The organism is Novosphingobium sp. ST904 (genome assembly GCF_001298105.1).
Taxonomy (GTDB): Bacteria; Pseudomonadota; Alphaproteobacteria; order Sphingomonadales; family Sphingomonadaceae; genus Novosphingobium.
Map to the genome: position 1 here is coordinate 1 of NZ_LGJH01000145.1, position 12,553 is coordinate 12,553.

7 protein-coding genes and 1 pseudogene are annotated in these 12,553 nt (G+C 62.9%); 5 read left to right on the forward strand and 3 right to left on the reverse strand.

Translation table 11 applies throughout. The features are described 5' to 3' along the window. Nucleotides 1-111 precede the first annotated feature (111 nt). The 4 genes from ADT71_RS13480 (at nt 112) to ADT71_RS13495 (ending at nt 6,305) form a co-directional block, all read left to right on the forward strand. On the forward strand, nt 112-1,581 hold the full coding sequence (locus ADT71_RS13480) for a TonB-dependent receptor domain-containing protein (RefSeq protein WP_054437570.1): 1,470 nt from the start codon (nt 112-114) through the stop codon (nt 1,579-1,581). Between the two features lie 544 nt (nt 1,582-2,125). Then, complete coding sequence (locus tag ADT71_RS13485) at nt 2,126-4,672, forward strand: TonB-dependent receptor (RefSeq protein ID WP_255351643.1); 2,547 nt, start codon at nt 2,126-2,128, stop codon at nt 4,670-4,672. 111 nt (nt 4,673-4,783) lie between these two features. Beyond that, nucleotides 4,784-5,302 (forward strand): RNA polymerase sigma factor, encoded by a 519-nt coding sequence (locus ADT71_RS13490; RefSeq protein ID WP_082370342.1) that lies wholly within the window; start codon nt 4,784-4,786, stop codon nt 5,300-5,302. Continuing rightward, entirely contained in the window at nt 5,295-6,305 is a 1,011-nt protein-coding gene (locus tag ADT71_RS13495; protein ID WP_054437572.1) for a FecR domain-containing protein, read from the forward strand. The genes ADT71_RS13490 and ADT71_RS13495 overlap by 8 nt, the downstream gene beginning before the upstream one ends. A 46-nt stretch (nt 6,306-6,351) precedes the next feature. On the opposite strand, the pseudogene ADT71_RS13500 reads toward ADT71_RS13495, so the two are convergent. Then, a pseudogene (locus ADT71_RS13500) lies at nt 6,352-7,970 on the reverse strand (alkaline phosphatase). A 22-nt stretch (nt 7,971-7,992) separates the two neighbouring features. Next, nucleotides 7,993-10,305 (reverse strand): TonB-dependent receptor, encoded by a 2,313-nt coding sequence (locus ADT71_RS13505; protein WP_054437573.1) that lies wholly within the window; start codon nt 10,303-10,305, stop codon nt 7,993-7,995. Between the two features lie 234 nt (nt 10,306-10,539). Between ADT71_RS13505 and ADT71_RS13510 the strand changes: the two genes are divergently transcribed. Continuing rightward, entirely contained in the window at nt 10,540-11,028 is a 489-nt protein-coding gene (locus tag ADT71_RS13510; RefSeq protein ID WP_054437577.1) for a GNAT family N-acetyltransferase, read from the forward strand. Between the two features lie 10 nt (nt 11,029-11,038). Here ADT71_RS13510 and ADT71_RS13515 read toward each other — a convergent pair whose 3' ends face one another. Beyond that, a complete protein-coding gene (locus ADT71_RS13515; protein WP_231635869.1) occupies nt 11,039-12,532 on the reverse strand; it encodes a peptidase S10 in 1,494 nt (497 codons plus the stop codon). Nucleotides 12,533-12,553: the final 21 nt, after the last annotated feature.

The following is a 12,553-nucleotide window of genomic DNA, read 5'->3' on the forward strand; positions in this document are numbered from 1 at the left end:
CGCTCGCGGACTTCAGGTGAAAATTTGTTGGTTGTCTTGCTCATAACGGATGCTCCTTCTCACAAGTTGGAGCCTCCTGGAAACCCGGGGCGCTTCAAAGCCTATGGCGACGTGATCTCAGACTATCGCGGCGGCAGCTACTCGCTCGTCAACACTTATGGCTGGGACACGAGCGATGCGTCGAACTACCACGCGCACGAAATCGACATGAACCAGAGCTTCCAGGATACCGCCTTCGACAACATCAAGGGCGCCCTCGCCTACGAGTTCACGCCCGACGACAAGATCTCCGTCGGCGGCGAATGGCGGCGGTTCAAGAACTCCGGCTTCAAGCGCACCTACAACGATGCCCTGCTGAACGATTTCAAGTCAGGTGCGGTAAGCGCAGACATCGGCGATTATTCGCAGGTCTACACCGGCTACAAGGGCCAGGACTGGGTGATCGTCGATTATGACAAGGCCCTCGACGTGCTCGGCATCGACCGGGGGAACTACCTGACCTCGAAGAACAGCGTCTTCGCGGTGGAAGAGCGTACCGCCGCCGGATACGTGCAGTACGACTGGAACCATCTGCTCGGCTCCCTGCCCTTCCGCGGCAACATCGGCGGCCGCTACTATCATACGGACATCCTTTCGGCGGGCATCGGCACCGTGAGCGGCGCGAATACGCCCATCGCGGTTTCAGCGAGCTATCAGGGCTTCCTGCCTGCCGTGAACATGATCTTCGAACCGGCTCGCGATCTCGTTGTCCGCGCTTCGGCTGCGCGCAACATCAACCGTCCCTCGCTCGGCTCGCTGGCCGTCAATGGCACCGTTTCGGTCGGTGACAACGGCGAACTGTCTGTCTCGGTCGGCAACCCTGCCCTCAAGCCCTACAAGTCCACCGACCTCGATCTTTCGGTCGAGTACTATTTCGGCAAGGTCGGCTCGGTCAGCGGGGCCCTGTTCTACAAGACGCTGGACGGCTTCATCACCACCCAGACCGTCAACGACGTACCTTACAGCCAAACCGGTCTTTCGACCGATCTTGTCCCTGGCGCGACCGGCAACACCATCGTCACCTCGTTCTCGCGTCCGGTGAACCTGGGCAAGACGGACCTGTGGGGCCTCGAACTTTCGGCGCAGACGGATTTCACTTTCCTGCCCGCACCGTTCGACCACCTCGGGACGGTGGTGAACTTCACATATGTCGATTCCAGATACGATTACTCGACGATGTACAGCGGCGGCGCCAACACCACGCTTGAAGGCTTGAGCAAGTACAACGGCAACGTCACTCTCTACTATCAGGATGCAAAGTTCGACATTCGCGGATCGGCCAATTACCGCAGCAGCTACGTCTATAGCGCAGCACCGATCACGAGTTCGCTGGGGCTCGACCAGGATCTCTCGGGCTATGCGGCAACTGTCTATGTTGACATGTCCGCCCACTACAAGGTGACTGACGCCATCCAGCTCACGCTCGATGCGATCAATCTCACCAACCAGCACGAACAGCAGTACTCGGACAGCACCAAGCGCCTTTATGTGAATACCCGTTCGGGTACGACCGTTATGGGCGGCGTCCGCTTCGAGTTCTGATGGAAAGGGCGCGAGGCACATCCCTGTCTCGCGCCCCAACCGGCATGGCGAACAAACGATAGCGCAAGGTCACATAACCGTCATCGAGCCCTGATAGCGGCCGCGCCGGAGGGCTTGTGTTTCCCAGCGGTCGCGTTCGGCTCATCACATCCTGCATGGTTCTGGCACTGGCCTCACCGCTTGCGGCCGGAAGCGCACATGCGCGTGCTGGAAAGCCTGCGCTTCCAACATCGCGGCCAAAGCCGCGCAGCATTGCCTTCAAGATCCCCTCCGGCCGCGTTGTCGATGTTCTGAGGGCGATTTCCCAGCAGTCCGGCGTCCAGATCGTTACCTCGGTGACACGGGACCTGAAAATCCGTCGTGCTGTACGAGAGCGGCTGACGGTCGAAGAAGCCCTGGCAAGGATCGCCGCCGAGGTTCCGGTAACGGTAAAACGGATGCCGGACGGGTTCGTGGTCACTCAGGGCATGCCATCCGCATCTCGCAGCCCTGCACCTTCTCCGGCTGCGACTGCGCGACATCGGAACCGGAAGCGCCGCCCATCATCGTCACCGGCTACCGCGAAAGCCTGAGGCAGGCGGTGGCGGAAAAGCAGGGGGCGCAGTCCATCCTCGAGGTCACCCGTGCCGAGGATATCGCCGCTTTCCCTGACCACAATGCTGCTGACGCTCTGCAACGCCTGCCGGGAATTGCCATCAGCCGTGACAATGGCGAAGGTAGGCAGGTTTCGCTGCGCGGTCTCGGACCGCTTTTCACCCGCACCACACTGAACGGGATCGAGGCGCTCGCCACCACCGCATCGGGTTTGGACAATCGCGGTTCGGCCAGTCGCCAGCGCCGGTTCGACTATTCGGTGTTCGATGCAGGACTGTTCTCGGAAGTCGAAGTGCTCAAGAGCTGGTCAGCGGATCGCGAGGCCGGCGGCGTCGGCGGGACCGTGGCCCTGCGCACGGTTCGTCCCTTCGACCAATCCGGCGACGTCACCCTGCTTTCCATGCAAGGCCGCGCAGGTGCCAACAGCAGTGCCGTCACGCCGCAGTTCACCGCCGAAATCTCGCGGAGAAGCGATCGATGGGGTGCGCTTCTGGCGCTGTCCTGGAGCCGGAATCGAGTTTCCGAATACGGCTACCGTAATTGGGACTGGGTTCCCGTCGTCTTCGGAGAAGCCAACGTCGGCTCCGGGGTGAGCAGCGAAGACCGGGCGCGCCTTACCGGCCATGGCGATCCACTGTACATGTCGCGCGCGCAAACTTACTCGACCTGGACTAACCGTTTCGATCGGCTGAACCTCGTTGCCTCGCTCCAACATGAGAGTGACGGTGGGGTCACAATAGCGCTGGATCTCGTCCACGCGCGCCTTTCCAATCATCGCGAGGAATACTCGCTGGCCGCAGCCGGAACCAACGGGCTGACTGCGGATGTCGATGGCACCCAGTTGCTCAACGCGGTAACGGTCGTGGGGAACACGATCACTGCGGCGGATTTCAGCAGGGTGGACTTCCGCTCGGAGCACAAGCTGACGGAAGATCACACCGATTTCAGTCAAGCGGTGTTCTCGCTCGACGCACCGATCGGAGAACGCACGAAGGTCGCCGCGCGGATCGGCTATGCCCGCAGCGATTTCGAGGAGCCGGTGTTCGACAAGGTTTTCCTCGAAGCCGTCGGCAAGGGCTTCAGCTATGTCGCGACCGGGCATGGCGCACGCAACGCCTATGGTTTCGACCTCACCCAGGCTTCCCAGTGGAGCCTCATGCGGGCGGACACCCGCGAAGATTCGATCGTCAATCAGAACGTCACAGCAAGGGTCGAACTGAGCCACACCATCGCTTCGGGGCTCGAATTGCGCCTCGGCGGCTCCTATCGCTATTTCGGCAACGACGGGTACGAACGGCGTGTAAGGGTTGACTACGAGGAAGGCAGTCCCGCTCTGACCTCCCTGTTCAACGGCAAGACGCTGGCCCCTTATATCGTCGCCGATGTCGATGCCACTTTTGCCGCGACCGGGCAGCAGCGCGATCTCGGCGGCGGCGATGACATGCCCGGCACCGCCTACGCATTGCATGAAAACACTTATGCCGCTTTCGCACTCGCCGCGGTCGGTGGACAGCTTGGCGCAATGCCGCTCAGGGCCGAGTTCGGGCTTCAATACCAGCGCGTGGATACCCTTTCCTCAGGCAAGGCCAGTACCGACGTCAGCCAGTATCCGGTTTCCCTTCGCAGTAGCCGGGGGGCGTGGCTACCCTCGATACAGGCGCGCCTGGAACTCCGTCCCGACCTGCTGCTGCGTCTTGCCGCCAGCCGTAACCTGAACCAGCCCGACGTTGCTGATCTGCGCGCCGCGGCACAGGTCAATGCTACGCCGTTCGGCGGCACCATCACCTCTGGCAACCCGGCCCTGAAGCCTTTCACGGCCGATGCGCTGGATCTGTCGATCGAGCACTACTCGGGCCGAGATGGCTATGTCTCTCTAGGCCTGTTCTACAAGCACCTGGATTCGTTCATCACCTCTCAGACCAGCGTTACGCCCTATTCGGAAACCGGCTATCCGTTGGAGTTCCTCTACGCCGATCAGGACCCCTCAATCCTCTACAACGTCGTGCGCCCGGTGAATGGGTCGGGTGCTTCGATCTTCGGGCTGGAGGCAGCCGTCCAGCGTGACCTGCGCTTTCTCCCCGCTCCGTTCGACGGTTTCGGAATGGCCGCAAACATCACTTTCGCCTCGGGCAGGAGCGACGTGACCTACGGCACCGATACGGTCGACCTGCCCCTGATCGACCTGTCTCGCTGGTCGGGCAACGCTACGCTCTATTACACGGGGCAAAAGTGGGATGCGCGGATCGCCGCCGCATACCGCGGATCGTACCGGGTTGGAGTGGGCAATAACGGCAACATCGGGGAATGGATCAAGCCGAGCCTGACACTCGATCTCGCCGCTCACTTCGCACTTGGTGAAAAGCTGCAGGCATTGGCGGAGGCCCGTAACCTGACCGACGCTCCGATCGTCCAGTACACCGACCGCGATGCCCGTCGACTGCTCGCCAGAACCCGCAGCGGGCGGGTATTCTCCGCCGGGCTCAGGTACAGATTTTAAGGACGCGATGACCATCCTGTCCCCACCCGGCCGCCTCGCCGCTCTTACTTCGCAAACCGCATTGGAATTGCCGGACATGCCGCGCTCATCACCGGGCCGTCGACAATGTACATGACCGATGCCGCCAGCCAGCTTTCCGCCGGGCTCGGGCGGCTGCGCAGCTATGTTCGCAAACGGATGCGCGACCCGGGCGGCATGGAGGACGTGGTGCAGGAAACGCTGGTACGCGTGATCGAACAGGAACGCCGACAAGTGATCGAGCAGCCTCTGGCCTATGCCTTCAGGGTTGCAGACTCTGTCATCATGGCAGGCGCCCGCAAGGCCGCGCGCGAAACGGAACTGGATGAATTCGAACTGGTCTGCAACCTGCCGCTGGCCGACGAGGTGCTCGATTACCGCCAGCGCCTCGGCCGGTTCGAAGCCGCCCTCGAACGACTTACCCCGCAACGCCGCACAGTGTTTCGCATGCGCCATATCGACGGAAAATCGCGGCAGGATATTGCGGCTGAAATGAACCTCAGCGTGGAGGCCGTGAAGAAGCACCTCGTGCGCGCAATGGCCGACCTCACCCTCTCCCTCGGCGACGACTGGGCGCCGGAAGCCGGGGCAGGAACCAACCATCATGGATGAACGACAGCTGGAAATGATTGAAACCGCCGCCGACTGGGCGGATCGCTACGATGACCTTGACGAGGCCGGGCGCCGAGAACTGGCGCGCTGGCTGGAGCAGTCCCCTGAACATGGCCGGACCTTTGCCAGCATGAGGCAAGTGCTCCAGGACGCAGCGCTGGCGGAAGCGCTCGAAAGCACAGCGAGCGTCGTGGAGGTGCCCATTCCCGAACTGCCGCGTCAGCGGCCTTCGGCAATGAGGCCCGGATTGCGGCGCACTGGGCAGGAGGCGCCGGGTCTCGGCAGGCGGCAGGTTCTCGCTGCCGGTCTGGCCGCGCTCGCAGTTGTACCCCTCGGCAGCTATTTCCTATTCCGGAACGACAAAAACGTGCCAGCCTCACCGCTCCGTTTTGCCAGCGCCGTCGGCAAGCGGCGCCATTTCACGCTGCCTGATGGCTCGGGCCTCTTGCTCGATGCCGCTTCTTCGGTCGCCGTTCACTTCACAGCCGACATGCGCGCGGTAGAGCTGGAGCGCGGAGCTGCCCGTTTCGATGTCCGCCACGATGCCGCGCGCCCTTTCGAAGTCCGCACCCCCGGGGCGAACATGACCGCGCTCGGCACCAGCTTCAGCGTCGATCGATTGACTGGTGCGTCGGAACTGCGCGTCTTTTCCGGACGGGTTCGGATGGCGGCAGACGGCCATGACGCGTTCGTCGTCCCGGCCCGGGAATGGGCGTTGTTCGACGGCAGTGCGACAAGCCGGGGGAATTTCGATGCCGAGACCCGGCCGGACTGGCAGAACGACTGGCTCGACGCAGATTCCATGCGGCTCGGCTTCGCGATAGAGCGGCTGGCCCGGTATAGCGAAACACCCATCCGGCTCGGCGATCCCGCACTGGCTAGCCGCACTTTCAGCGGCCGCTTCCGGCTGGACCGGCCAGAACAGTCGCTGGCCCTGATCGGCGCCCTGTTCGGCCTTGAAGCAAGCCGCCGCGCCGATGGTATCTACCTTGTAACTGCATGAAACGGAAGGGCGATCCTGCACCTTGCCGGACCGCCCGCCGATAACGTCATGCTTTCGCGAAGCGCCGCTCGTTCCAGTTTACCGAAAGTCCGGTGCTGGTAGTACCTGCGGTGGAACGTCCGGCAATGGTGTTCATGAAATGCCACTGCCCATTCACCCTTTCAGGCGTCAGATCCAGCGAGACATAGCCCCGGCGGCTGGTGTCGGCGAATGCCAGCCCCGGATTTGCTCCCCGAAGCGCAGCGGCAAGATCGGCGGCGACACGGAGGGCAAATATGCCTCATAGCCGGGCGAGGTGACCGAATGCCCGGCATATTCCACACCGGCCGCGCGCCCGTCGAGCGAGAGTTCATTGCCCCAGGCATTGTGGCTGTCGCCCGAGAGCACGACGAGGTTGCAATCCGCCTCACGCGCAGCGCGCAGCAGGCGTTCACGTGCGGCAGGATAGCCGTCCCATGAGTCCATGTTGAACGGCAGGCCGGCCTTCGATGCGGCGGCAATGGCCATGAGCGCCTGCCGCACTTTCGGGTCTGCCCCTGCCGGAACGAGATCCGCCATCTGCGGCGGGGCCTTGAGCGCCCCCATCACCACCTGCTGCGCCAGAACCTGCCAGCGCGTGCCGGACCTCGCCGAGTCCGCCAGCCCCTTGTACAGCCACGCTTCCTGCCTGGCCCCCATGAGCGTGCGGTCGGCGGACATCCATGGGCCGTCGCGGAATTCTGCGAGAGCCTTGGCGATGTCGTTTTGTCCAGCCATGGCCGAACCGAAATCGAGTTGCTGCGTGCGCTCGCTTACGCGGGTTTCCGGGCGGAACAGAGTTGCCAGCGAACCTATCTGGAAACTGTCATAGAGCGCATCCGACACCGGCATCCATTCGCGATAGGCCTTCTCGGCCGCCGCACGGCGTATCGCCCATGGGCCTTCCTTGTCGCTCTGGTGGTTCTCTGCCCCGCCTTTCCACGTGTCATTGGCGAATTCGTGGTCGTCCCACTGGGCAATCATTGGAAATCGCTGGTGAATCCGGCGCAGGTCGGGATCCAGGCGGTAGCTGGCGAAACGCAGGCGATAGTCGGCAAGCGTCACCGTTTCGTTATGCGGCTCGATCGCGCGACCCGCCATCGGGTGGTCGGGATAGTGGCCGTATTCGTACTCGTAGAAGTAGTCGCCGACATGAACGATCAGGTCGAGATCGTCGCGGGCGGCGGCGTGGGCATAGGCGTTGAACCAGCCGAACGGCATGTTCGAACAGGAGAAAAGCCCGATGCCGAAGCGTTCGACCTCACCCACCGGCAGGGTCCGGGTCCGGCCGACTTCGCTTTTGGTGCCGTCCGGCGCGATGAAGCGATAGAAGTACCATTGCCCCGGCGCGAGGCCGGAAACCACCAGCTTGGCGCAATTGTCGTGCGCGGGAGAAGCGACGACCTCGCCGCCTCCCGCCACTTTCCGGAAAGTGTCGTCCGCCGAAAGTTCGCAGCGCAGTTTCGTATCACCGCTGCCGACATAGCGGGTCCATAAGAGCACCGAGTTCGCCGCCGGCTCCCCACTCGCCACGCCGTGCGTGAAGCCGTGCGCGGTGAGTATCTGCGCTACTCCCGGTGTGGAAAGGGCGGCGAGCCCGAAGGCGCCTGCCTGGAGCAGTAGGCGGCGGTCGAGTTGAAGCGTCATGTCTATTCCTCGGGCTGTTCGCTCAGTAGCGCGCGGTGATCTCGATGCCGTAAGTGCGCGGTTCGGCCGGGATAAACGTGGGGTAACCGAAGGAGCCCCCGGTATTGCCGGCATCGAGCAGGTATTTCTTGTCCGTCAGGTTGCGGGCATAGCCGGCGATGCGGAACTTGCCCTCCATCAGCGAAACGCCGCCGCGCAGGTTGACCAGCGTGACCGGGCCCTGGCTGATCGCGTCCTTGTTGGGGATCTCGAAGTAGATCTTGCTGCGGTAGGTTACGCTTGGCGTCAGGAACAGGCTGGTGTTCCGGGTCAACGGCAAATTGAGATTGAAACCCGCCGCCCATTGCCATTTCGGCTGCAGACGGAACTGATCCCCCGCATAGACACCGTTGGATTCCTTGTCGTCGATCCCGCCACTGATGAAGCCAACATTGCCGAAGGCGCTCAGCCAGTCGGTGAAGCGAGCCTCGAGTTCGGCTTCGACGCCCAGGTTGGATGCCGACCCGGCGCTCTCGGTGCGTGCGACCCCGGTAGTGGCGTCAAGGACCGAGACCTGGAAATTGCTGTACTTGTCGTAGTAGACGCCCAGCGAGCCGGAGAACATGCCGACCGAGCCCTTGATGCCCGCCTCGTAGTTCCAGACCGTCTCCGACTTGATGAGATCGAGATCCGCAACCGGCCCCGCCGCTGCCGACAACTGGACGACCGGAGAACGGCGCCCCTCCGAAATCGTGGCGTAGAGATTGAGGCTCGGGGTCAGGTGATAGAGTGCGTTGAAGCGCGGCAGCACCGCCGCGTAGGACTTGCGGGCATAGAAGGTCTGTCCGTCCGTATCGACGAGCGGCAACAGCGGCTGACCGTAGACCGGCGCGTCAGGCTGATACGCGGAGTAGCCCGATCGCCGCTTCTCGATCAGCACGCGGGCACCTGCGGTCAGTTCAAGCGCGGGGGCCGGTTTCCAGCTCACGTCACCGAACATTGACCAGGACTGGTTGCGGCCCTCGTTCTTGTACCAGCTCGAATAGGGCACTGCTGAATAGGCCCCGCCGGTGAGCAGCCCGGTCGCAGAAGCGGCGGGAACGCTGTTGTCCGGCGCGACGCAGCCGAGCCCCGGAATGACGTTGGCGCTGCACTGGAGGTAGGTACCCAGTTCCGACGACATCGGCACATACTGGTAGCTGTCCTCGATGAAGTAGTTCCAGCCGAACGAGGCGCGCCACTGGTCGTCGCTGTAAGTGAAGCGGCCTTCGTGGCTCGCCTGCCAGCCCTTCGCGCGTTCCGCGAATTCAAGATACCAGGCAGCGGAACCGTCCGCATCGAACACTTCCAGCGCATCGAAGTGGCGGTAGCCGTTGACGGTGGTGAAATTCCAGCCGTCCGCGAAGTCCCACGCCAGCGTGAGGTTGCCGTCGTAGACATCGCGATCGAGCCCGAGCTTGTCGGAGCCCAGCACTTCCGCCGAATAGGGCGAACCGCCGAGATAAGCGGCTTCGTAGAGGCCGTCGACCGAAGTCGATCCGAGATTTTTCGAAAGGAACGGCGTTCCCGAATTACGTTGGCGATCGTAAGTGAAAGTCAGGTCGGCGGTGAAATCGCTGGTCGGGGTGTAGCGCAGGGAGCCACGAAGGCCGAGCTGGTCCTGCGCATAGAGATCGTCCTGCCCGGGGGCGAGGTTTTCGATATAGCCGTCACGCTTCTTCCATTGCCAGGCGATGCGTCCCGCCAGCACGTCGTTGCCAGCGTTGACGAAGCCCTCTACCCGGTAGGCATCCAGATTGCCGTAAGCGCCAGTCACTTCGGCAGAGACACCGGGCTGCGGCTTGGCCGAAACGAGACTGATCGCACCGATCGTGGCCGCCGTACCGAACAGCGTGGCCTGCGGGCCTTTCACCACTTCGATGCGGTCGAGATCGTAGAGGCCCTGATATGCGCCCCGCGACCGAGAGATGTCGACACCGTTGTAATAGAGCGTGACGCGGGGGCCCTGCTGCGCGGAACCGCTGTCGGAAGTGATGCCGCGAATGACGAAACCGGGGTTGTTCGCGCTCTGGACCTGTACATTGAGACCCGGGACGTAGTTCGAAAGCTCTCCGATATCGGTCACGCCCAGTTCGCGCATCCGCTCACCCGTCTGCACGCTGAGCGTGATCGGCACGTCCACGGCGCGCTGCTCGATCTTTTGCGAGGTGACGATGATCGAGTTGGCGCTTTCATCCCCGGCGTTCCCGCCGGTCGCTTCCGCGCCGGCCTCGGCTTCCGCCGCGAAGACCGCCGAAGGCATTCCGGCAAGCGCCGTTCCTGCAAGAAGAGCTGCCGAGCAAGTAACGAATTTCATTGCCGTTTCCCCTGGACCCGATTGGGTGATGGGACGGCGGGTTACGCCTCGCAGATTAAGTTTCCATGGCATTCCAATGACGGTTTAAGTCAGTGGATGAAGGCAAATGGCAATCGGTTGCAGCGTATCTGGGTATCGTCTGACCGCCTTGGATCGACGAAAGCCCGTGGTTGCCCCGGTGGTGGTGTTCTGGCTTACGGTTCCTCACAGACGTGAACCAAGGGAAACGCGAAGATGCGCTGGCGCGAGATGCGGGAAGACGATGTGGCTGGTGTTGCCACAGTGGCGGATGCGGTTCATCTCGATTACCCGGAGAATCCGGAGATCTTCGCCGCCTGCCTCCGCCATTATCCTTCCGGCTGCCGCGTACTGGAAGACGATGACGGACAGGTCGCCGGCTACCTCGTATCGCATCCCGGCAGGCAGGATCATCCGCCCGTTCTCGACACGCCGATGGAAGCCCTGGCGGAACCCTTCGACTGCTACTTCCTGCACGACCTCGCCCTCGGCGCGGCTACGCGCGGGCGAGGGTTCGCAGGTGAAGCCGTGGGGATTGCGGTCGGCGAAGCAAAGGCGCTGGGCCTTGACCGGGTGGTACTGATCGCCGTCGGGGATGCTCACAGCTTCTGGAAGAGACAGGGCTTCGAGTTGCTCGGCGACGGGCTCCTCGATCCGGCCAAGGGATATGGTCCCGAGGCACGGATGCTTGTGCGCCGATTCTGAAGAACTGCTTCTAGAGCGTCTTTGCCCAAGCCCGCATGTCAGTTGCAAAGCGCGTCAGTTCCCCCTCGTCCTCGAATACCGAATGCCCCGCAGCATAAGTCTTCGAAGTACGGTGCTCCGGTCCGATCCCGGCATGGTCGAGCGCAAACTGTCCGGCGGCGACAGGCGTGGTGATGTCGTAGTAGCCGCCCACCGTCATCAGCTTCATTCCTGGCTTGTCCACCAGTGCCTTGGCGAGGAACGGTGCGAAACGGACGGTGCGATAGACTTCTCCGCGACCCCAGTCCCACTTGAAATTGATCCCGAGATTGAGCGTGCGATAGGCGCTCGGCAACGCATAGCCGAGATCCTTGCCGATATAGTCAGCGATCAGGTGCCCGGTTTCCGCACCCAGCGTCATCGAGGGATCATCGAAGGGCGGGTGCATGTTCGATTCCGCCACGGCGCGGGTTACGCGGCCGTCAAGCTGGCCTGTGCGCAGCCCCTTCGCTGAGAGGAGGCCCAGCATGAAGGCCTGGCGATCGAGTTGCAGCCCGTCCTTCTCAAGCGTGGAGGCAGGCAGCCCGATGAGCGCCGATATGCGTGCCGCTACCTTTGCCCGTTCGGCCTCGGGCAGCGAAGCTCCTGCGATCAGCGCGCGGGCGTAATCGTTCTCCGCAAAGGCGCGGGCTGCGGCGAAATGCTGCTCCACGGTCGTGCCCTTGCGGTTGATGGCCTGATGATACCAGGCGACAGCGGCCAGGGTCGGCAACAGGGACACGTCGGAGATCACCGGCCCGTCGTTGTCGCCAAGCGAAAGGGAAAACAACGCCACGCCGTCGGGCAGCGGCAGCTTCGCCTTGCTCTCGGCATCAAGCATCGCCAGCGCGCGGGCGGTACCATAGCTCTCGCCTACAAGCGCGAAGGGCGCTTCGGTGCGGCCATTGGCCTGCCGCCAGGTCTGCACCACCTGGGCCACGGCTGCCGCATCACCGGAAACCGAGAACAGGCTCGTCGCATCCGCGCCCTTGACCGGCATCGACGCGCCTGTGCCCGGCGGATCGATGAAGACGAGGTCTGCTACGTCCAGCAGGCTGTGCGGGTTGTTCTCCATATGGGCGCCCTCACCTTTGCCGACGATGCGACGCGGGCCGAATGCATTCATGTGCAGCGGAGAGGACGAGGCTCCCGGTCCGCCGTTGAACACGAACAGCACTGGCCGCCTGGCGCTGCCTGCATCGCGCGCAACGTAAGCGTAAGTGACGACCACCGCCGCAGCCTCCCCCTTGGCATTCTGCACCGGCGTTTCGCTTACGATGGCGTCATAGGCCAGCTTCCTGCCGCCAAACTCGCCCTTGTGCCGGGTTACGACCACTTTGCGGCTGACGGCGGCACGCTCCACCATCGGCTCCATCGCTTTGAGGAACACCGGCGGCATCGGCAGGCTCTCGTCCTGTGCCAGAAGCGGCGTGGCGGGGAGCAACGTCGCCAGAACGGGAGCAAGGGCAAGCAGGCTGGAACGCATGAAAACGGTCTTCTTGGCGGA

Coding starts and splice junctions, on each gene's coding strand:
- ADT71_RS13490 (WP_082370342.1), top strand. CDS start 4,784: ATGACCGATGCCGCCAGCCAGCTTTCCGCCGGGCTCGGGCGGCTGCGC.
- ADT71_RS13495 (WP_054437572.1), top strand. CDS start 5,295: ATGGATGAACGACAGCTGGAAATGATTGAAACCGCCGCCGACTGGGCG.
- ADT71_RS13505 (WP_054437573.1), bottom strand. CDS start 10,305: ATGAAATTCGTTACTTGCTCGGCAGCTCTTCTTGCAGGAACGGCGCTT.
- ADT71_RS13510 (WP_054437577.1), top strand. CDS start 10,540: ATGCGCTGGCGCGAGATGCGGGAAGACGATGTGGCTGGTGTTGCCACA.
- ADT71_RS13515 (WP_231635869.1), bottom strand. CDS start 12,532: ATGCGTTCCAGCCTGCTTGCCCTTGCTCCCGTTCTGGCGACGTTGCTC.